Annotated in this window: 19 protein-coding genes and 4 tRNA genes; 11 read left to right on the top strand and 12 right to left on the bottom strand. The window is 69.0% G+C overall.

Annotated features, from left to right (window positions below):
* Positions 1–7: 7 nt before the first annotated feature.
* The 8 genes from MUN76_RS02790 to MUN76_RS02755 all read right to left on the bottom strand — a co-directional run bounded on the left by MUN76_RS02790 (position 8) and on the right by MUN76_RS02755 (position 8,671).
* Positions 8–2,857, bottom strand: coding sequence for a hypothetical protein (locus tag MUN76_RS02790; protein WP_244686942.1), 2,850 nt, complete (start codon positions 2,855–2,857; stop codon positions 8–10).
* Between the two features lie 297 nt (positions 2,858–3,154).
* The gene (gene ruvC / locus MUN76_RS02785) at positions 3,155–3,745 is read right to left on the bottom strand and encodes a crossover junction endodeoxyribonuclease RuvC (RefSeq protein WP_244686940.1); all 591 of its coding nucleotides are present in this window, start codon (positions 3,743–3,745) and stop codon (positions 3,155–3,157) included.
* Positions 3,746–3,749: 4 nt separating this feature from the next.
* A complete protein-coding gene (locus MUN76_RS02780; protein ID WP_244686938.1) occupies positions 3,750–4,514 on the bottom strand; it encodes a YebC/PmpR family DNA-binding transcriptional regulator in 765 nt (254 codons plus the stop codon).
* Between the two features lie 109 nt (positions 4,515–4,623).
* Positions 4,624–5,166, bottom strand: a complete 543-nt coding sequence (locus tag MUN76_RS02775; protein ID WP_429953066.1) for an HIT family protein — start codon at positions 5,164–5,166, stop codon at positions 4,624–4,626.
* Positions 5,154–7,118 carry a threonine--tRNA ligase gene (gene thrS, locus MUN76_RS02770; RefSeq protein ID WP_244686936.1) on the bottom strand — a complete coding sequence of 655 codons (1,965 nt, stop codon included), beginning with the start codon at positions 7,116–7,118 and terminating at the stop codon, positions 5,154–5,156. The genes MUN76_RS02775 and thrS overlap by 13 nt, the downstream gene beginning before the upstream one ends.
* A gap of 85 nt (positions 7,119–7,203) precedes the next feature.
* Complete coding sequence (locus tag MUN76_RS02765; protein WP_244686935.1) at positions 7,204–7,431, bottom strand: hypothetical protein; 228 nt, start codon at positions 7,429–7,431, stop codon at positions 7,204–7,206.
* Between the two features lie 41 nt (positions 7,432–7,472).
* A tRNA-Val gene (locus MUN76_RS02760) sits at positions 7,473–7,545 on the bottom strand.
* Positions 7,546–7,645: 100 nt separating this feature from the next.
* On the bottom strand, positions 7,646–8,671 hold the full coding sequence (locus MUN76_RS02755) for a hypothetical protein (RefSeq protein WP_244686933.1): 1,026 nt from the start codon (positions 8,669–8,671) through the stop codon (positions 7,646–7,648).
* Positions 8,672–8,833: 162 nt separating this feature from the next.
* Between MUN76_RS02755 and MUN76_RS02750 the strand changes: the two genes are divergently transcribed.
* The 3 genes from MUN76_RS02750 (at position 8,834) to MUN76_RS02740 (ending at position 9,119) form a co-directional block, all read left to right on the top strand.
* Positions 8,834–8,905: transfer RNA gene (locus tag MUN76_RS02750), tRNA-Gly, on the top strand.
* Between the two features lie 44 nt (positions 8,906–8,949).
* A tRNA-Cys gene (locus MUN76_RS02745) sits at positions 8,950–9,020 on the top strand.
* Positions 9,021–9,047: 27 nt separating this feature from the next.
* A tRNA-Val gene (locus MUN76_RS02740) sits at positions 9,048–9,119 on the top strand.
* A gap of 77 nt (positions 9,120–9,196) precedes the next feature.
* Here MUN76_RS02740 and MUN76_RS02735 read toward each other — a convergent pair.
* Entirely contained in the window at positions 9,197–9,484 is a 288-nt protein-coding gene (locus MUN76_RS02735) for a hypothetical protein (RefSeq protein WP_244686931.1), read from the bottom strand.
* Between the two features lie 80 nt (positions 9,485–9,564).
* On the opposite strand from MUN76_RS02735, the gene MUN76_RS02730 reads away from it, so the two are divergent.
* The 4 genes from MUN76_RS02730 (at position 9,565) to MUN76_RS02715 (ending at position 11,850) form a co-directional block, all read left to right on the top strand.
* The gene (locus MUN76_RS02730) at positions 9,565–9,882 is read left to right on the top strand and encodes a hypothetical protein (protein WP_244686929.1); all 318 of its coding nucleotides are present in this window, start codon (positions 9,565–9,567) and stop codon (positions 9,880–9,882) included.
* Positions 9,883–9,885: 3 nt separating this feature from the next.
* On the top strand, positions 9,886–10,695 hold the full coding sequence (locus MUN76_RS02725) for a DUF1206 domain-containing protein (protein WP_244686927.1): 810 nt from the start codon (positions 9,886–9,888) through the stop codon (positions 10,693–10,695).
* Between the two features lie 110 nt (positions 10,696–10,805).
* A complete protein-coding gene (locus tag MUN76_RS02720) occupies positions 10,806–11,153 on the top strand; it encodes a VOC family protein (RefSeq protein ID WP_244686925.1) in 348 nt (115 codons plus the stop codon).
* Between the two features lie 40 nt (positions 11,154–11,193).
* Positions 11,194–11,850 (top strand): dihydrofolate reductase family protein, encoded by a 657-nt coding sequence (locus MUN76_RS02715; RefSeq protein WP_244686924.1) that lies wholly within the window; start codon positions 11,194–11,196, stop codon positions 11,848–11,850.
* 9 nt (positions 11,851–11,859) lie between these two features.
* Here the strand turns inward: MUN76_RS02715 and MUN76_RS02710 are convergent, their stop codons facing one another.
* Genes MUN76_RS02710 through MUN76_RS02700 form a run of 3 tightly spaced genes read right to left on the bottom strand, consistent with a single transcriptional unit; the run spans position 11,860 to position 14,694 of the window.
* Positions 11,860–12,414, bottom strand: a complete 555-nt coding sequence (locus MUN76_RS02710; protein WP_244686922.1) for a type II toxin-antitoxin system PemK/MazF family toxin — start codon at positions 12,412–12,414, stop codon at positions 11,860–11,862.
* Complete coding sequence (gene zapE / locus MUN76_RS02705) at positions 12,411–13,475, bottom strand: cell division protein ZapE (RefSeq protein WP_244686920.1); 1,065 nt, start codon at positions 13,473–13,475, stop codon at positions 12,411–12,413. The genes MUN76_RS02710 and zapE overlap by 4 nt, the downstream gene beginning before the upstream one ends.
* A gap of 31 nt (positions 13,476–13,506) precedes the next feature.
* The gene (locus MUN76_RS02700) at positions 13,507–14,694 is read right to left on the bottom strand and encodes an alpha/beta hydrolase family protein (protein ID WP_244686918.1); all 1,188 of its coding nucleotides are present in this window, start codon (positions 14,692–14,694) and stop codon (positions 13,507–13,509) included.
* A gap of 81 nt (positions 14,695–14,775) precedes the next feature.
* On the opposite strand from MUN76_RS02700, the gene MUN76_RS02695 reads away from it, so the two are divergent.
* The 4 genes from MUN76_RS02695 (at position 14,776) to MUN76_RS02680 (ending at position 20,047) form a co-directional block, all read left to right on the top strand.
* Positions 14,776–15,390 (top strand): DUF3000 domain-containing protein, encoded by a 615-nt coding sequence (locus tag MUN76_RS02695; RefSeq protein WP_244686916.1) that lies wholly within the window; start codon positions 14,776–14,778, stop codon positions 15,388–15,390.
* A 41-nt stretch (positions 15,391–15,431) separates the two neighbouring features.
* The gene (locus tag MUN76_RS02690) at positions 15,432–16,583 is read left to right on the top strand and encodes an HRDC domain-containing protein (RefSeq protein ID WP_244688633.1); all 1,152 of its coding nucleotides are present in this window, start codon (positions 15,432–15,434) and stop codon (positions 16,581–16,583) included.
* A 122-nt stretch (positions 16,584–16,705) separates the two neighbouring features.
* The gene (locus MUN76_RS02685) at positions 16,706–17,899 is read left to right on the top strand and encodes a thiolase family protein (protein WP_429953061.1); all 1,194 of its coding nucleotides are present in this window, start codon (positions 16,706–16,708) and stop codon (positions 17,897–17,899) included.
* 6 nt (positions 17,900–17,905) lie between these two features.
* Positions 17,906–20,047, top strand: coding sequence for a 3-hydroxyacyl-CoA dehydrogenase NAD-binding domain-containing protein (locus tag MUN76_RS02680; RefSeq protein WP_244686912.1), 2,142 nt, complete (start codon positions 17,906–17,908; stop codon positions 20,045–20,047).
* Positions 20,048–20,115: the final 68 nt, after the last annotated feature.

The raw sequence follows: 20,115 nt of genomic DNA, 5'->3' as shown, positions 1-20,115 counted from the left end.
AGCCCGGTCACCCCAGCGAACGTCCTCGCGGTGCGCTCCGGAGCCGGCGCCAGAGCATCAGGATCGCGCCGAGAGCGATGACGGTGAGCGCGCTTGCGAGGATCGTCCCCCACGACGGTGCGCCGGTGCGCTCCAGCGTCGTGGAGTGCTGATCGGGCCCCGAGAGCGACCCGGTGTCCGGCGAGACGCCGTGATCGCCCTGGGGACCGGGTGACGCATCGGTGCCCGGGTCCGGACCGGTGGTCTCGTCATCACCGAGGCGGAGCTGCGCGACGACCCAGGGTGCTTCTGCGGCGAGCATGTCGGAGCCGTCGGCGTTCTGCACCGCCGACACCGCCACGCGGTTCCAGGTGCGCTCCCCGCCCTGCACGGGATCGCCGTCGGCGAGTGCGCCGGGAGCGGCCATCGTCCATTCGATGTCCTCGTGCTCGCCGCCCGCGAAGTCCCGATCGCCGAAGTCGAACCTCAGCGAGCGGATCGCCGACCAGTCGGCTACCTGATCCGCGGACACCCAGGAGTCTCCGAGGGTGCCGTCGCAGTGGAACGGCGCCGAACGGGCGTTCGAATTGTCCATCTCGGGCCGGCAGGGATCGGTCTCCTCGGAGTACGACACGACGAGAGACGGTGCATCGGACACGATCGGGCCGGTCATCAGCGGAGTCCACTCGTTTGCGCCCCCGCTCGGGTCCTGCCCGTAGCGACCATTGGTCACACCCGGCGCTTCCGGGCTGGGGAGGAGGTCGTACGCCACCAGCTCCCGGAGGTCGCGGTTGCCCAGGTTGCCCAGGGTGACCCGATACGAGACGGTGCCCCCGGTGCGCACCGTTGCGACATTCTCCTCGTGTCCGCGCGGTTCCGCCGACGCGAACCAGGTGCCGGCATCGAGATCGCCGGACACGTGCTTCTCGATCCAGGCAGCTGCGGTGTCATCGAGCGTGAAGGAGGCTCCGGCCCGGGGTGCGAGCTCGGTGACGTCTCCGTCTCCGTCTCCGTCGCCCGCGTCGATGATCCAGTTCGCCTCGCCGAGCGGGATCCGGACATCACGGTCGAAGGCGGTGACGACATTTCCGCGGTAGTCGCTCCGATACGAATCGCCCGTGTACGAGCCCGAGGGGGCACCCGGGTTCACGGTGGTGTCGTAGTGGTAATCGCAGGTGCGGGACGTCGAGGCCGTGGGCACCCCGGTGCTCCCCCGGTAGGTCCACCGAACGCTCGTGTCGCGCGCGCCCGAGGCGAAGGGTGTGGCACGCGCGGCGTCGAAACCGTCGAGCCGCTCCTCCTCGAAATCTTCGGCGACCGGGCACTCATCGTCGTTCGCAGGCGACGATGTGAAGGAGCCGTCGACGTAGGTCAGCTGATTCGGGATGTCATCGATGAGGAGCGGCAACCACGGCGTGGCGGTGCTCGTGTTCCCGAGTGACAGTGTCCAGGTGATCGTCCCGCCGGGCGCGACCGGCGCCTGCGTTGCGCTCTTCGAAATCGTCGGTTCGGGGGTCTCGACCGGTGACACCTGGATGGTGCCGCAGGCTTCGGTGGAATCCACGCCGTTGGACACGACCAAGCCGCAGTTGGTGATCGTGGATGCGTCGCCGAGTGCGGCCCAATCGCCAGTGGAGACGAGTTGGGGGCTGACTGTGGCGCCGACCGGGACATCGAGGATGCTGAAGTCGATCCGAACGACTCGAGCGTGTCCGGGAGGGACGTCGACCGCTGCGGTGACGAAATCAAGCGGGCCGCTCGAGCTGCCGTCCGCGTAGAAGAACTCCACGGTACTCCCGGCACCGACGGCGGCTTCGTAGTAGCCGCGATTCACCGAGGTCACATTCAGGCCCGCAGGAATGGGGTCCGAGATCGTGAGATCCATGGTCGTGTTGCCATAGTTGGTGGCCTCGAACCGGAAGGTTTGCTCATGGTCGGTGATGAGCGGGGTGCCGAGCTTTCGCACCGAGGTGTTGGTGAACGGTGCGACGTCGGCGACGACGACGGGCGACGACGACGACACCGACGTCGTGGTCGTCGTTCCGTGCTGCCGACCGCTCAACGTGGCGGTGTTCGTGACCGGCGCGTCGTGCACGGTGGGAAAGCGCACGGTGACCGTGACCGTGGTGCTCACGCTGATGGTCGCGAGATCCCAGCTGACCGAGTGCGCTCCCCCGTCATAGGTGCCGCCGTGACTGGCCCGGACGAACTCCGCCTCGGGAGGAAGGGGATCGACGAGTGTCCCTTCGGTGTATCCCAGCGATCCGTGATTCCCGGCCGCGTCCGGCGAGGTGAGGCCGTACGTCAGCAGGTACGTGTACTCCTCGTTCGGCCGCGTATCGGCGGGGCCCGTCTTCGCCAGGGTGAGCTCGCTCGACGCCACGAGCGCGATACTCGCGTCGCGGGTCTCGTCCGGCGCGCCGGGCTGCGCGACCGTCATCGTGATGGGCTGCGGGCCCGGATCCGTCGTGTAGTTCTCGGTGGGCCAGGAGATGACGAGCTGGGTGGTGACCCCGGCCGGCACCGAGCTGAAGTGCACGCTGACGGAGCCGTCGGCGTGCTGTGTGACCGCGCCCGATCCGCCGAGTGTGTTCACAGTGCCGAGAGCGCCGGGCGTCGCTCCGGGCGGGGGTGAGAAGCGCAGACTCACCTCGAGGCACTGGTCCGGAGCGGAGCAGCTCACGTTCGCCTCGTAGACGAGGGCGTCACCCGCGAACACCGTCGCGTTCTTCGCGACCAGACTCGTGCTCAGCACGCCGGTATTCCCACCCCGGGGGCCCGTGTCGAGCGCGCCGGCCGGAACCGACGCGACGAGGATCAGGGCCAGTGCGCCGAGGAGGGCGGCACACGCGGTCCATACCGAGCTGAGACGTGACATAGCGGACTCCTTGAGAGGGTGCGAGGCGGAGGAGCACTCGGGGCCGCATGGGCACGCCAGCGAACCGCTGACACCGGCAGTCCCCCCGGTGCTCGGACCGGAAGGGCGTTGACACCCCGAATCGAGCGCGCGAACGGAGTCGTTCGCTCAGCGGAAAGTGTCGCACCGCTCGTCGTGTCCTCGGTAGTGGTGCACGGTGCACGCCGTAGTTTCGCTCGTCGTGATACGTACGGTTTGCCGTCGAACGATCCCGGAACGGCGAGTACTTCCCTGCGTGGGGTTCGGGCCGTACGGATCCTAGGACCTGGGTCCGCGCCGCGCTCCGGACTTCTGCTCGGCCTCGCGCCAGGCCCGCTGCGCCGGGGTCTCCCCCGCCGGTGCCGGGCCGCGGCCGATGCGATCCGCCGATCCGCCGCGCCCCAGGTGCCACGCGTGGGTGATCGCGAGCGCCAGGGCGTCGGCCGCGTCGGCCGGCTTCGGCGGCGCACCGAGCCGGAGCAACCGGGTCACCATCGTCGTGACCTGCGCCTTGTCCGCTGCACCGTAGCCGGTGACCTGCGCCTTCACCTCGTTCGGCGTGTAGAGCGCCACGGGGATCCCGCGCTGTTCCGCGAGGAACATCACGACCCCGCTGATCTGCGCGACGCCCATGACGCTCGGCAGGTTCTGCTGCGCGAACACGCGCTCGAGGGCGATCGCATCGGGCGCCTCGCCGTCGAGCAGTCGCTGGATCCCAGACCCGAGCAGGTGCAGGCGCGCGGGAGTGCTCGCGTCCGCCGGGCTCCGCATCACCTCGACGTGCTCGAAGGTGACGCGCCGCCCGGCACCGGCCGTCACGATCCCGATGCCGAGACGCGTGAGCCCGGGGTCGATCCCGAGGATCCGCATGGGACTAGTCGTCTTCGGCGAGCTCCGCCTGGACCTCCGCGGTCAGGTCGAAGTTCGAGAACACGTTCTGCACGTCGTCGCTGTCCTCGAGTGCGTCGATGATTCCGAACACCTTGCGCGCGGTGGGGGCGTCGACCTCGACCTTGAGGCTCGGCACGAACTCGGCGTCCGCGGAGTCGTAGTCGATGCCGGCCTCGACGAGCGCGGTGCGCGCGGCGACGAGATCCGACGCGTCGGTGATGACCTCGAAGGCCTCGCCGTTCGGGGTCGGGTTCACTTCCTCCACGCCGGCCTCCAGCACCGCCGTGAGCACGTCGTCCTCGGTCGTGCCCTCGGCGGGCACGGTGATGACGCCCTTGCGCGCGAAGTTGTAGGCGACGCTGCCCGGGTCGGCCAGGGTGCCGCCGTTGCGGCTGAGCGCGGTGCGCACCTCAGCGGCCGCGCGGTTCTTGTTGTCGGTGAGGCACTCGATCATGAGGGCCACGCCGTTCGGACCGTAGGCCTCGTACATGATGGTGATGTACTCGACCGCGTCCCCGTCGAGCCCCGCGCCGCGCTTGATCGCGCGGTCGATATTGTCGCCGGGGACCGAGTTCTTCTTGGCCTTGTGCACCGCGTCGGCGAGCGTCGGGTTCCCGGCGAGGTCGGCGCCGCCGATGCGCGCCGCGACCTCGATGTTCTTGATGTACTTGGCGAACGCCTTCGCACGGCGGCTGTCGATGATCGCCTTCTTGTGCTTGGTCGTCGCCCATTTGGAGTGTCCGGACACGGGAGCTCCTCTTTCTGCAGTGTATGGATGGCTACGTCGAGTCTAGGGGTCGGGTCGGTCGGTGGGCCTGAAGCTCAGGCCGGAGGCGACCCGGGACGGGTTCGGACCGCTACGGATGCGGCCACGCGGCCGCGAGCGACTCGCGAACGTCGCCCAGGAGCTGCGGCAGCGCCTTCGTCTGCGCGATGATCGGGAAGAAATTGGCGTCGGACTCCCAGCGCGGCACGATGTGCTGATGCAGGTGCGCCGCGACGCCGGCCCCGGCGATCTGCCCCTGATTCATCCCGATGTTGAAACCGTGGCAGCCGAGCACCTCGCGAGCGACCCGCATGGCCGTCTGCGTGAGGGCTGCGATCTCCGCGACCTCCTCCGGTGTGGCCTCGTCGTACATCGAGACGTGCCGGTAGGGGCACACCAGCAGATGCCCGCTGTTGTAGGGGAAGAGGTTCAGCAGCACGTACGCGGTCTCCCCGCGCGCGACGATGAGCGCGTCGGCGTCGCTGCGGGCCGGCGCCTCGCAGAACGGGCAGTCGTGGTGATCGGGCTGATGCTGATCGGCGACGTAGACCATCCGGTGCGGCACCCACAGGCGCTGCATGCCGTCGGGCTCCCCGACGGCAGCGGTCGACCCGAGATCCTCTACTCCGTCCACGCGGTGGACACCTGCTCGTGCGTCTCGATGGCCCGCACGATGCGCTCGATCGCCTCGTCCACGGGCACGCCGTTGAGCTGCGTGCCGTCGCGGAACCGGAAGCTGACGGCCCCGGCGGCACGATCCTCTTCTCCGGCGATGAGCTGGAACGGGATCTTGGCCTTGGTGTGGGTGCGGATCTTCTTCGGCATGCGGTCGTCGCTGTGATCGACCTCCGCGCGCACCCCCCGCGAGCGGAGCTGCGCCACGACACCGTCGAGGTACTCGCCGTACTGCTCGGCGACCGGGATCCCGACCACCTGCACCGGGGAGAGCCAGACCGGGAAGGCACCCGCGTAGTGCTCGAGCAGGATCGCGAAGAAGCGCTCGACGGAGCCGAGCAGTGCGCGGTGGATCATCACCGGCTGCTTCCGGGTGCCATCGGAGGCCGTGTACTCGAGCTCGAAGAGCTCGGGCTGGTTGAAGTCGAGCTGCACGGTCGACAACTGCCAGGTGCGCCCGATCGCGTCGCGCGCCTGCACCGAGATCTTGGGGCCGTAGAAGGCGGCGCCACCCGGATCGGCGACGAGTTCGAGCCCCGATTCCTCACCGACCTGGCGGAGCGTCTCCGTCGCGACCTCCCACTGCTCGTCGGACCCCACGGACTTCTCGGGGTCGCGCGTCGAGAGCTCCAGGTAGAAGTCGTTGAGCCCGTAGGCGCGAAGGGTCGCGAAGACGAAGTCCAGCTGGCGCTTGATCTCGTCCTTCACCTGCTCGTCGGTGACGTAGATGTGCGCATCGTCCTGCGTCAGCCCCCGCACGCGGGTGAGTCCGGAGAGGGTGCCGCTCTTCTCGTAGCGGTACACCGTGCCGAACTCGGCGAGACGCAGCGGCAGCTCGCGGTAGCTCCGTGCGCGCGCCCGGAAGATGAGGTTGTGGAACGGGCAGTTCATCGGCTTCAGGTAGTAGTCCTGGCCCTGCTTCGTCACGTTGCCCTCGGCGTCGACGACCTCGTCGAGGTGCATCGCCGGGAACATGCCGTCCTTGTACCAGTTGAGGTGCTGGCTCGTCTCGAAGAGCGACCCCTTCGTGATGTGCGGGCTGTTCACCACCTCGTAGCCGTTCCGGAGGAGTTCGTCCCGCATGTAGGACTCGATCTCGTGCCGGATGATCCCGCCCTTCGGGTGGAACACGGCGAGTCCCGACCCGATCTCGTCGGGGAAGCTGAAGAGATCCAGCTCGACGCCGAGCTTCCGGTGATCGCGCTTCGCGGCCTCTTCGAGGCGGGTCTGGTACGCGCGCAGCTCGTCTTTCGTGGGCCAGGCCGTGCCGTAGATGCGCTGCAGCATCGGGTTCGCCTCACTGCCGCGCCAGTACGCGCCGGCGCTCCGCATGAGCGCCCAGCCGTTCCCCAGCACGCGCGTGTTCGGCACGTGGGGGCCGCGGCAGAGATCCTTCCAGCACACCTCGCCGGTCTTGGGATCGACGTTGTCGTAGATGGTGAGTTCGGCGCCGCCGACCTCGACGTTCTCGTTGTCGTCGCCGGTGTTGCCGCCCTTGAGACCGATGAGCTCGAGCTTGTAGGGCTCGTTCGCGAGCTCCGCCCGCGCCTCGTCCTCCGTCACCACGCGGCGCACGAAGCGCTGGCCCTGCTTCACGATCTTCTGCATCTGCGCGGAGATCGCCTTCAGGTCCTCGGGCGTGAACGGCTCCGCGGGGTCGAAATCGTAGTAGAACCCGTCGGTGATGGGCGGGCCGATGCCGAGTGTGGTCTCGGGGTTGATCTGCTGCACCGCCTGGGCCAATACGTGGGCCGCGGAGTGGCGGAGGATGTTCAGGCCGTCGGGCGACTCGACGCTCACCGGTTCGACCGTGTCGGTCTCCGTCACCTCTGCGGCGAGGTCCCGCAGTTCTCCGTTGACGCGCATGGCGACGATGGATCGATCGGTAAACAGGGAGAATCCGTCTGCCACAGGGCACACTCCTTCACGGCGGAGGGACGCGGGGCTCCGAGGAATCTCGGCATCGCCCTCGTCCCGGGGTTTCGACGTCCCAATCCTACTGGGTCTCGTCGTCCGTGGTCCGTGCGGCGAGCTTCGGCCGTCCGATGCGGAACCAGCAGATGCTCCCGACCACCGGCACCAGTATGCAGAAGAGCGCCCACCGGGCGCAGGTCGCGGCGCTGAGGCCGGGGGCGAGTTTGCTCAGCGAGAGGATCGCGAGCAGGGCCAGGCCGAAGTGGACGACGAACAGGATCGTCCAGACGACCTCGAAGGTGGGGAACACTCGCGGTCCACCGCCCTCGATCGTGCTTGTTTCGGAGAGAGTGGGCGATACCAGACTCGAACTGATGACCTCTTCCGTGTGAAGGAAGCGCGCTACCAACTGCGCCAATCGCCCGTGTGCGGGGAGCCTCGGGCTTCCCACCAACCGGATTGATCCTACACGGAACGAGGGTCGGGAAAGAAATCGGGCCCGCCCGCCCCGCGCTCAGGGGCGATCACGCCGACTCGTCCGGGCGTGTCGTGACCGGCGCGAGATCGCTGTTGAGCTGCTGCTCGAGCTCCGAGCTGAGCTGGCTCAGTTCGGTGAGCTGATCCCGCAGCCCGTTGTAGCGATCGATGTCGGCCTGCAGCGCCTCGAGGGTGGCCTGCAGGTCGGTGCGCCGCACCTCGAGCTCGTCGCGGATGCGCGCGAACTCGTCGGGCTGCTCGGAGAACTCGAAGCGCTCGTTGCGCGCGCGGAAGTCGGCCGCATCGGCGTTGAACTGCTCGACCGCCTGGTCGTAGGCGAGATTGCGCTGCTCGACGTCGCTTCGGAGCGCGCTCATCTCCGCCTCGAGCGCATCGGCTTGGTCGCGGAGCTCGATGAAGACCGAGTGGTAGGCGTCGAAGTGCCCGACGAGCGCGGCGCGATCGGTGAACCACTGCGCATAGTGCTGCTCCAGCCAGTCGGGCAGGTCGTGCACCTCGGTGCCCAGGACGGAGTGCAGCTCGTTCGCGAACGCGGCGTCGGAGAGGTGCTCGTAGACGGCCATGCGCTCCGCGAGCTCCGGGTGCTCGAGGCTCAGCACATCGAACGTGTTCCGCAGTCGCTCGGCGAGCGACGCCCGATCGCTCTCGCTCATGCGCGCATAGGCGGCGTGCAGCACCTCGTGCGCCGCGGTGACCTCGACGATCCCCTGCACACGCTCGTCGGGCACGTCGAACAGGTGGATCCGGTCGCCCGAGAAGCAGCCCAGCACGTGGCCCTCCTCCGAGTGGTCCACGTCCGCGCACTGTTCGTTGAAGAGCTGGCTCCCGTCGACCGTCGGTCGCGAGGCGAGGAAGATCCGCTCGCCGGTGCTGGTGAGCTGGAGCTCGTCCATGACCTCCACGGTCCGCGGCGAGGGATCGAACCCCCACGCCCGGAAGTGATCCTGGATGGCTTGACGATGCATGAACGCCACGGCACCGGCAGCCAGCAGGAGGAGGATGACGAGACAGCCCAGAGAGCGTGTGGCCCTCGTGCGCAGCTTCGAAGCCATAGATCCACAGTATCCGCGCGCACCCTCGCTCGGAATGAATTTCGGCGAAACCGCGAGGAGATTCCGCTCGCTGCGGCCCGGCGCGCCCGAGCGTCCCGCTCCGATTTGCGCCCCCGGGTCACCCTCCCCTATAGTCATTCGAGTACACGGAAACGTGCACAAGCGGATGTGGCGCAGTGGTAGCGCATAACCTTGCCAAGGTTAGGGTCGCGAGTTCGAATCTCGTCATCCGCTCTAGTGGGACGGCGTGCCGGGCCACTCGTGGTATCAACCACTCCGGTGGCGTGGCCGAGAGGCGAGGCAGCGGCCTGCAAAGCCGTATACACGGGTTCGAATCCCGTCGCCACCTCGCTGAACAACTGAATAGCCTGTACAGGCGCGATTGGCGCAGCGGTAGCGCGCTTCCCTGACACGGAAGAGGTCACTGGTTCGATCCCAGTATCGCGCACGATGAAGACCCGGCTTCGGCCGGGTCTTTTTGCGTTTCGGGATACGCCGCCGGCGGCGTCGACGCGACGCTGGCGATCACCAGTCGTGCCGGAAGGCGAATCTCCCGTCGATGAACACGTCGATGTACTTCGCTCCCCCGTCGATGACCTGCTGCGCGATGAGTCGCACGGAGACCATGTGCTTCTCCAGCCACCCGATCTCCAGGTCGAACACGTTGGGCATCACGATCCCGAGGTTGCCGCCGCTGTCGATCGCGAGCACACCGTCGACGGTGATCGTGACGCGGTTGCGGATGCCGGCGATGCGCAACGCGACCTCGTGGGGTTCATGGACACCGACACTGAAGACCACGGTTCTCGCCATGCCTCCAGTCAACCACGAATTCGAGTACCGTCCGGATAGCATGAGGGCAACCCGTTCAGCCTCGAGAAACGAGACCGCCCGTGACCGACACCTCCGCAGGTACCCCCGCCGCAGGCCGGGGCATCGCCCTCTCGGCGCTGATCGCCGGACTCGTGAGCCTCGCCGCGGTGGTGCTGTTCTTCGCGTCGGAGCTCGGAGCGGCCGCCATGTGGACCGGGGTCGTGGTCGGCGTCATCGCCGTCGTGCTCGGGATCGTGGCGCTGCGGAAGCGGCAGCCCAAGGGACCGGCGATCACCGGCCTCGTCATCGGAGCGCTCTGCGCGCTGCTCGGGATCGCCATCTTCATCTTCGCCTTGGCCTTCCTCGGGGTCTTCATGTCCGAGTCGCCCGTCAACTAGCGCGTGACGAATCCCGTTAAGTCCGCCGCGCGCAGCGCCGACGACGCCACGCCGCTGCGCCGACTCGCCCGCGGCGGGTACGTGGCGAACGGCGTGCTGCACGTGCTCATCGGGGTGCTCGCGCTGATCATCGCGTGGCGGGGGCGCGGCGAGTCGGATCAAGCGGGCGCGCTCGTCGCGATCGGGTCGGCGCCGCTCGGCTTCGTCGCACTCTGGGCGATCGCGGCGCTGCTCGCGGCGCTCGGCGCCTTCCACGCCGTGCACGGCCTCGCGCTCCGGATCTCCGACCGACGCAAGCGCTGGGCGCGGCGCACCGCCGAGTGGGGGCAGGCGCTCGTCTTCCTCGTGATGGCGGGCGTCGCGGCCGTCGTGGCGCTCGGCGCGCGACCCGATCCGGATCAGACGGTGCAGGACGCGAGCCGGGAGCTGCTCGAGATGCCCGGTGGGTGGGTGGTGCTGGGGGTCGTCGGTATCGGGATCGGGATCGGCGGGGTGGTCTGGGTGGTGATGGGCTGCCGTCGCAGCTACCGCAAGCAAATCGATCTGCCCCCGGGGGCGGCGGGGCATGCCATTTCGGCGCTCGGGGTGGTCGGGTTCATCGCGAAGGGCGTCGCGCTTGTGGTCGTCGGGACCCTGATCGTCGTTGCGGCCGTGCAGCGGGATCCCGAGCAGGCGGGCGGGCTCGATGCCGCGATCGAGTCGATCCGAGCGCTCCCGTTCGGCAATCTCCTGGTCGCGATCATCGGCTTCGGGTTCCTCACCTACGGCGTCTTCTGCGGCTTCCGAGCCAGGTACGCCCACCTCGACGACTGACACCGGTGGCGGGAGCGCCCCGAGGGTGGCACGATGGGATCACCGGCCGCGTCGCTCGCTGCAGCACTCGCGCCCACGTGGCCCCGGATCCCGAGCAGAGGAGCTCCGCCATGATCGGTCGCCTGCACGCCGTGGTGCTGGATTGCCCCGACCCGCCCGAACTGGCGGAGTTCTACCGCGCCATCCTCGGTGGTCGCATCGAACCCGACGACGAGTGGATCGATCTGGTGCTCCCGGAAAACGGCGGTCGCGTGAGCTTCCAGCACTCCACCGGTTACGTCGCGCCGGCCTGGCCGAGCGATGACGGCGATCAGCAGCTGCACCTCGACATCGCGGTCGACGACTTCGACGCGGCGCACGAGCAGCTCCTCGCACTGGGTGCCAGGGCGCTCGAGACCCACGAGGGGTTCCGCGTCTACCTCGATCCCGTCGGCCACCCGTTCTGCACGGTCCGCTGACGCCCCGCCTACCCACCACCCGCGTCCCGAAGGAGCCCCCATGCCACTCGCCCGAGTGCACAACATCGCCGTGTCGCTCGACGGCTTCGCGACCGGGGAGGGCCAGTCGCTCGACACCCCCTTCGGGCACGCGGGGATGCGCCTCATGGAGTGGTTCTTCCCGACCGCGACGTTCCAGGGGCTGAGCGGCGATCGAGAGCGTCAGGAGGTGTCGGCGGCGTCAGATCCCGACGACCGTTTCGCCGCGCAGAGCTTCGAGGGCATCGGCGCGGAGATCATGGGGGCGAACAAGTTCGGCCCTCCGGGATGGCAGCAGGATCCCGAGTGGCGCGGCTGGTGGGGTGAGGAGCCGCCGTTCCGCACCCCGACCTTTGTGCTCACGCACACCCCGAAGCCGCCGCTCGAGATGTCCGGCGGCACCACGTTCCACTTCCTCTCGGCCACTCCGGCGGAGGCCCTCGACGCAGCATTCGCGGCAGCGGGGGGTCTCGACGTCCGGATCGGCGGCGGACCGACCATGGTCCGGGAGTTCTTGGCCGCCGGGCTCGTGGATCACCTCCACGTGGTGCAGGTGCCGATCCTGCTCGGCCGCGGGGTCCGGCTCTGGGACGGTCTCGAGGGACTCGAAGCGGGCTACGACGTCGATTCGGTGACCACACCGAGCGGCGTGACGCACCTCACCTTCACCCGGCGGTGACGGGGCCGGCTACCACTGCAGCCGGTGCACCTGCGCGACCGCGTCGATCGCGCGTGTGAACCGATCCTTCGGGAGCACATGACCCTCGCGCCGCATGCCGGCGTCCGCGATGCGCAGGATCCGATCCGGCGCGAGATAGCTCGTGCGACCCTGCGAGTCCCACCCGCCCGTGCCGACGCTCACGAAGTCGCGGTGCTGCTTCGTGCTGAGGGCGCAGCCGGCCGTCGTGTGCGCGTCGATGCGGGCGATGATGAGCACGGGCCGATCCTTGCCGCGGCCGTCGTGCTCCTCGTAGGGCACCCAGGTCCAGACGACCTCTCCGGGATCGGGATCACCGTCGGGCGCCGGCTGGTAGCTCGGCCGGAGGTGCCGGATCTCGTCTGCCGAGAGGTCCCGGGTCGCGCCGTCGCCGGACTGCCCCGGACTGGGCTCGTCGGCGTCCCCGGACGCGCGCGTGGCCGGCTGCGGTGCGGGAGGTCGACTGGAAGCCGCGCGGCGGCTGCGTGAGAATGCGGTGACGAAGGACTGCAGGAAGTCCAGGACTCCGTTGCCGCGGGGACTCACAGCGCCGGCCCGCTGGAGGTCAGCGCGTTGAGTCGGGACATGCAGCGCAGGTACTTCTTGCGGTAGCCGCCGTCGATCATGCCTCCGCCGAAGATGGTGGTGAGTGGCGTGCCCGTCGCGCGGATAGGGATCTGCGCGTCGTAGACGCGGTCGATGAAGGCGACGAATCGCAGCGCCGCGGACTGGTCGGTGAGCTCGTGCACGTCGCGCAGACCGATCACCTGCACACCGTCGAGCATGCCGACGTAGCTGGACGGGTGCACGGTGGCGAGGTGCGCGACGAGCGCGCTGAAGTCGTCGTCGGTCATCCGCTCCCCCGATGACACGACGTCGGCGAGGGTGAAACGATACGCCTCGTCGCTCAGCGCGACAGCGTCGCCTTCGAGGTCGCGCTGGCGGTAGTCGACCCCGTCGATCCGGATGGTCGTGAAGCGATCCGACATCGCCTGGATCTCACGCATGAAGTCGGCGGCCGCGAAGCGCCCCTCGCCCAGGGCGTTGGGCGGGGTGTTCGACGTCGCGACGATGCGCGAGCCGGTGGACGTGAGGTCCTTGATGAGCCGGGTCATGAGCATGGTGTCGCCCGGGTCGTCGAGCTCGAACTCATCGATGCAGATCAGGCGGGCGCCCTGCAGCACGCCGACCGCACCGTTGTAGCCGAGCGCACCCACGAGCGCCGTGTACTCGATGAACGTGCCGAAGTACTTCCGCCCGGCCGTCGCGTGCCAGGTCGCGGCGAGCAGGTGCGTCTTGCCCACGCCGAACCCGCCGTCGAGGTACACGCCGGGTTTGGTCGGTGCGGCGGTCTGCGGTTCGGGAGCCTTCTTGCGGCCGAAGCCGAACAGGCCGCCGCGCGCGACCGGAGCCTCAGGTTCGGCGAAGGCGCGGAGCACGTCGCGGGCCTCGGCCTGGGAGGGGTACTCCGGGTCGGGCCGGTACGAATCGAACGTCGCGTGATCGAACTGCGGCGGCGGCACGAGGGTCGCAACGAGTTCGGTGCCGGAAATGCTGGGGCTGCGGTCGACGAGTCGCGCGGCGCTGTGCTGAGTGTCGTGTGGCATCGCAGCTAGTGTATCGCCGATGCCCCGAGCGTTACGCCCCGCGCCAGGGCGGGTGCGGGATCGCGCGGGCGAACTCCTCGGTCACCCGCTCCCACGGCTCCGGGGCGACATTCCAGAGCCGCACGTGCTCGCCCCGGGTCTGGAGCCGGAGCTGGACGACGTCCGGGCGCAGCTCCGCGAGCCGCTCGGAACCCGCGCAGGGAACGAAGGTGTCTCCGGTGCTCGCGTGGATCAGGACCGGGATCTGGAGGCGCTCGGCGAACGCATCGGGGGTCAGACGCGTGAAGTCGATGCCGTCGGGCTCGCCGCCGCGGATCAGCCCGGTGTCGAGCAGTCGGATACCGATGTTCGCGACGGATCGCGGCGCGTGGAAGAGCGACGCGTGGTATCTGAGCAGTGCCGCCCAGTCGACCGCGGGCGAGTCGAGGATCAGGCCGTCGATCACACGCGTGTGCGCGCCCCCGGTCGCTGCGATCAGGCTCGCGGTGCCGCCCATCGACCAGCCGAAGAGGGTGACCCGCTCGGCCCCGCGGTGCAGTGCCTCCGCGATCGCCGCGTCCACGTCGCGGCTCTCGGCGATCCCGATCCCGTATCGACGATGCGCACCGATCGGCGCTCCGGGGTCGTTGCGGTAGCTGATCACGAGGCTCGTGATGCCCGCGCGGGCGAGCGGCGCGATGCCGCGCAGCGTCTCCTCGGGGGGCGCACCGCGGCCGTGGACGTGGACGGCCCAGCGGCGCTTCCGCGCGCGCCGGGGGTGGATGATCCAGGCCTCCGCCGGTCCGAGCTCGGTCGGATAGCTGATCCGCTCGACCCGGAGCCCCAGTTGCTCGGGCTCCGTGAACCACCAGCCGGTGATCCTGCCCCGCGCCCCCACGCGCAGGTCTCCACGCTCGACCGAGAGCACCTCCCGGATGACGTCGTCGGAGCGCTCGTCCAGCACCGGTCCGAGCCGCGCGTGGCCGTCCGGTCCGTCGAAGACGAAGGAGTACTGCCCGGGAAGATCGGCCTGCTCACCGCGGAGCACGATCAGCGTACGATCCCCCTCCTGGACCAGGCCGCGCACCTCGACGGGCGTGTCCACCAGCCGGTCCGGCTCGACGGCGCGCCGGGCGAGTGTGGCGCCCGCGCCCAGGGCTCCGACCGCGCCGAGGGCGGCGAGCCCGCCCCCGATCGCGATCGCGCGCGCGATCCGGCCGCGTCCCTTGGGCTTCGTCATGCGCCACCTCACCTCGACATCGGCGGTCACCGGCGTGGCAACCGCAACACCCTCACCGCAAACTCTAGTGTTTCCGATGTGATGGCAACGATCGCGGGGCAGCCTCGGGCATTTGCCGTCGCTGCGGATCAGATTCGGGGCGCGACGTTGCGCAGCGAACTGCGGACTCGCGAGATCCCCGCACCCGAGCGCATTGCACCGTACTCGATCGCTCTGGCGGCCGGAGTCTCCCGCGGCGGCGAGGACGTGCCTGAGGGCGAAAGCGTCGACTCGATCTACGGCGCCGGCCGCATCATCCTGATGTACAACCCGGAGTCGACGGACGAGTGGGGCGGGCCGTTCCGCATCGTCTGCTTCGCGCAGGCGCCGTTGGAGGTCGAGATCGGAGTCGATCCGTTCATCTCGGATGTCGCATGGTCCTGGCTGGTCGACGCCCTCGACTCACGCGGCGCGGAGTACACGTTCCTCTCCGGCACCGCGACCAAAACACTCTCGAGCGGATTCGGATCCCTTGAGTCCCAGGGCGACGCCGCCCAGATCGAGCTCCGGGCCTCTTGGACGCCGCTCGGAACCGACGTCGCAGCACACGCCGAGGCGTGGTCCGAGTTGCTCTGCCTGCTCGCCGGGCTCCCCCATCAGGAGGGCGTCGACTCGATCGCCGCGCAGCGCACTCGCCAGTCACTTGCAGGAGAATAGTCACCGTGGTTGAACAATCGGAGCTCGAAACCCACTGGTCGATGATCACCGACGACGCCGGGGTGCGCCAGGCCGCTGAAGCGATCGCGGCCGGGCACGGACCGGCGGGCGTCGATGCCGAGCGCGCCTCCGGGTTCCGGTACGGATCCGAGGCGTACCTTGTGCAGGTCTACCGCCGAGGCGCCGGCACGTTCCTCTTCGACCCCATCGAGATCTCGGACTTCCGGCCGCTTGCCGTGGCGCTCGACGGTGTCGAGTGGATCTTCCACGCCGCCAGCCAGGACATCCCGTGCCTGGACGAACTGCAGCTGCATCCCCCGAAGCTCTTCGACACCGAACTCGCCGCGCGACTGCTGGGGTACGAGCGGGTGGGCCTCGGCTCCGTCGTCGAGCAGCTGCTCGGCATCAGCCTCGACAAGGCGCACTCGGCCTCGGACTGGTCGCAGCGGCCGCTGCCCGAGTCGTGGCTCGAATACGCCGCGCTCGACGTCGCGCTGCTCCCGGATCTCCGCGATGCGATCCACGCGGATCTGGAGGAGCAGGGCAAGCTCGGCTACGCGGCCGAGGAGTTCGAGGCGGTGCGGACCAAACCCGAGAAGGCGAAGGCTGCGGAGCCGTGGCGGAAGCTCGCCAACGGGCCATCGCTCCGCTCTGCGCGCTCGCTGGCGCTCGCCCGAGAGCTCTGGCTCGCGCGCGACGAACTCGCGCGGGAGCGCGATGTCGCTCCGGGCCGACTGATCCCCGACAAGTCCGTGATCGCCGCCGCCGCGGCGAATCCCCGGTCGAAGAACGACCTCGCGCGGCTGCAGACGTTCCGCGGTCGCGCGAGCCGCACCGAGATCGACCGTTGGTGGGAGGCGATCCGGAGGGGCAAGGTGACCGAGGATCTGCCCGGGCCGAAACCGCGCGACCCGGAAGCGATCCCGCACCACCGCGGCTGGGCGCAGCGCCACCCCGAGGCCGCCGCACGCCTGGTGGCGGCGCGCGCGGCGATCGAGGCGGAGGCCGAGCGGCAGCACATGCCCGCCGAGAACCTCATCACCCCGGATCACGTCCGTCGACTCGTGTGGCGTCCGCCGGCGGACGTCTCGCCCGAGGGCATTGCACGGAGTCTCACGGCCTTCGGTGCTCGGGACTGGCAGGCTGGACTAACTGCACCAATTCTTGCCCCAGTTTTTGTAGAGAACGTCTAATCACGCCTCGGGTGACTTCCCGGTCGCCGGTGAATCCGCACGTCATCTCCCCGCAATGAGACTCCGTCTCTAGGATGGAGTGAGCAGCAGTAGTCAACCCTGATGGAGGCGAAGTGGCCGCAATGAGAGAAGTCGTGTTCGTGGACGGGGTCCGCACCCCATTCGGGCGCGCCGGTGACAAGGGAATGTACGCGGGCACCCGCGCCGATGATCTAGCGGTCAAGGCGCTCGAGGGCCTGATCGAACGCAACGCGGCCCTGCCGCTCGACCGCATCGACGACGTCGGTATCGCGGCCACCACCCAGCAGGGTGACCAGGGGCTGACACTCGGTCGCACGGTCGCCATGCTCGCCGGTGTCCCGGTCTCGGTGCCGGGCTTCGCGCTCGACCGGATGTGCGCGGGCGCGCTGACGGTCGCTTCCTTCATGGGCGCCGCCATCGGCGCGGGGCAGTACGATCTCGCGATCGCCGGTGGTGTCGAGCACATGGGGCGGCACCCGATCGGTCTGGACGCCGATCCGAACCCGCGCTTCGTGGCGGAGAAGCTCGTGAGCCCCGACGCTCTGAACATGGGCATCACGGCCGAGCGGCTGCACGACCGGTTCCCCGAGCTCACGAAGGAGCGCGCCGACCGGTTCGGCATGCTGAGCCAGCACAAGGTGCAGGCCGCCTATGATCGCGGCGACATCCAGGCGGATCTCGTGCCGGTGGCGCTCCGGTCCGCCGCGGGCTGGGGACTCGCCACCGAGGACGAGGGGCGACGCCCGCAGACGACGATGGAGGGTCTCTCGACGCTCAAGACGCCGTTCCGGCCGCACGGGCGGGTCACCGCCGGGAACGCCTCGCCCCTCACCGACGGGGCGACCGTCTCCCTCCTCGCGGGAGCCGACACGGCGCGCGAGCTGGGTCTCGGGGCGAAGATGCGCATGGTGGGCTTCGCCTACGCCGGCGTCGAGCCGGAGGTCATGGGCCTCGGTCCCGTCCCCTCCACCGAAAAGGCGCTGCGTCGCGCGGGCCTCTCGATCAACGACATCGGGCTCTTCGAGCTGAACGAGGCGTTCGCGGTGCAGGTGCTCTCGTTCACGGATCACTTCGGGATCTCGGACGAGGATCCTCGCATCAACCCCTGGGGCGGCGCGATCGCGTTCGGCCACCCGCTCGCCGCCTCGGGCGTGCGACTCATGATCCAGCTCGCGCGCCAGTTCGAGCAGCGCCCCGACGTCCGCTACGGCGTGACTGCGATGTGCGTCGGCCTCGGGCAGGGCGGCACCATGATCTGGGAGAACCCCCACTTCGACGGCAAGAAGGGAAAGTAACCGGCGATGACTGATTACACCACCATCGATTTCGCCCCGCTGCTCGCCGCAGCCGACGACGAGGTCATCACCGAGTCGTTCGTGCGCGACGTCGCACTGCCGTCGGGCGGCACGCTCGCTCTCATCACCCTTGACAACGGGCGGGACCACACCCGTCCGAATACGCTCGGCCCGCGCACACTGCAGGCCCTCGAGACCGTGCTCGACGCGCAGGCCGCGCGGGCGGCCGCGGGTGAGATCCGGGCCGTCGGCATCACGGGCAAGCCGTTCATCTTCGCGGCGGGGGCCGACCTGTCGAAGGTCTCCACGCTCGCGACCCGCGAGAACGCCCGACTCATGGCGCAGTACGGCCATCGCGTGCTCGGCAAGTTCGGCACCCTCGGGGTCCCCTCCTTCGCGTTCGTGAACGGTCTCGCCCTCGGCGGTGCGATGGAGATCGCGCTCAACTGCGACTACCGCACCCTCGATTCGTCGGCGGCCGCGCTCGCGTTCCCCGAGGTGTTCCTCGGCATCATCCCGGGCTGGGGTGGGGCGACGATCGTGCCGAACCTCATCGGCATCGAGAACGCCCTCGAGATCATCGTCTCGAACCCGCTGAAGAACAACCGGATGCTGAAGCCCGAACAGGCGTACCGCATGGGCCTGTTCGATGCGATGTTCGGTGCGGCGAGTTTCCTCGAGCGCTCCGTGGCCTGGGCCGACGGTGTGCTCAGCGGCTCGGTCACGGTCTCGCGCCCCCACGAACCCGGCAAGCTGGAGCGGCTGACGAAGTGGCCGGCGGCGATCAAGATCGCCCGCGACACGCTCAAGGCGCGGATCGGCACGGCGGCGAAGTCCCCGTACGTCGCACTCGACCTGCTGAGCGCGGCCAAGGACAACGACCGCGTGCGCGGGTTCGAGCGCGAGGACGACGCGCTCACTGAGCTCATCTCGGGTGACCAGTTCGCGGCCTCCATCTACGCGTTCGACCTCGTGCAGAAGCGTGCGAAGCGCCCCGCCGGGGCACCGGATCGCGAGCTGGCGCAGCCCGTCAAGAAGGTCGGCGTCATCGGGGCCGGTCTCATGGCGAGCCAGTTCGCGCTGCTCTTCGCTCGGAAGCTGCGCGTGCCGGTCCTCATCACCGATCTCGATCAGTCGCGGGTCGACAAGGGCCTGGACTACATCCGCGGTGAGATCGACACCATGCAGGAGAAGGGGCGCCTCTCCCCCGACGATGCGAACCAGATCAAGGCGCTCGTCAGCGGCACGACCGACAAGTCACTCTACGCCGACTGCGACTGGGTGATCGAGGCCGTGTTCGAGGAGCTCGGCGTGAAGCAGCAGGTGTTCGCGGAGATCGAGCCGATCATCTCCGAGACCGCCGTGCTCGCGACGAACACCTCCTCGCTCTCCGTCGAGGAGATCGGGGCCAACCTGGCCCACCCCGAGCGGCTCGTCGGCTTCCACTTCTTCAACCCGGTCGCGGTCATGCCGCTCATCGAGGTCGTGCGGGTGCCGTCGACGAGCGACGAGACCCTCGCCACGGCGATGGCGGTCGCGAAGAAGCTCGGCAAGAGCGCCGTGATCACGGCGGATCGCCCCGGGTTCGTGGTGAATCGACTGCTCGCGAAGGTCATGGGCGAGGCGGCCCGCGCCCTGGACGAGGGTACCCCGATGCCCGTCGTCGAGCGCGCGCTCGCCCCGATCGGCTTGCCGATGGGACCGTTCGAGCTCATCGACCTGGTCGGGTGGAAGGTCGCGGCACACGTGCAGGACACCATGGTCGCCGCGTTCCCGGAGCGCTTCTACGCCTCTGAGAACCTGCACCGCCTGGCCGAGGTGGAGGGCCCGCTCTCGAAGTCGAAGCTCGGCAAGGTCGAGGATCTCTCGAAGGCCGGCAAGAAGGCCGTCACGATCGGGAAGACGGCGGTCTCGGAGGAGACGATCCTCCGCCGCGTCGAAGACGAGCTCGCCGGAGAGATCAAGATCATGCTCGACGAGGGCGTCGTCGCGGCAGCCGAGGACATCGACCTCTGCCTGATCCTGGGGGCCGGCTGGCCGTTCCAGGCGGGCGGCGCGACTCCCTACCTCGACCGGATCGGAGCGAGCGAGCGCACCTTCGGCGGCACGTTCCACGATCCCATCATCGCGGGCGATCGCACGCAGTAACCGCGCACCGCAGCTGACGGAGCCCCTGGGCGCCGGATCCTCAACAGATCCGGAACTCAGGGGCTCCG

Source organism: Leucobacter rhizosphaerae (genome assembly GCF_022919175.1).
In the GTDB taxonomy this organism is placed as follows: domain Bacteria; phylum Actinomycetota; class Actinomycetes; order Actinomycetales; family Microbacteriaceae; genus Leucobacter; species Leucobacter rhizosphaerae.
This window is presented reverse-complemented; position numbering and strand designations above follow the sequence as displayed.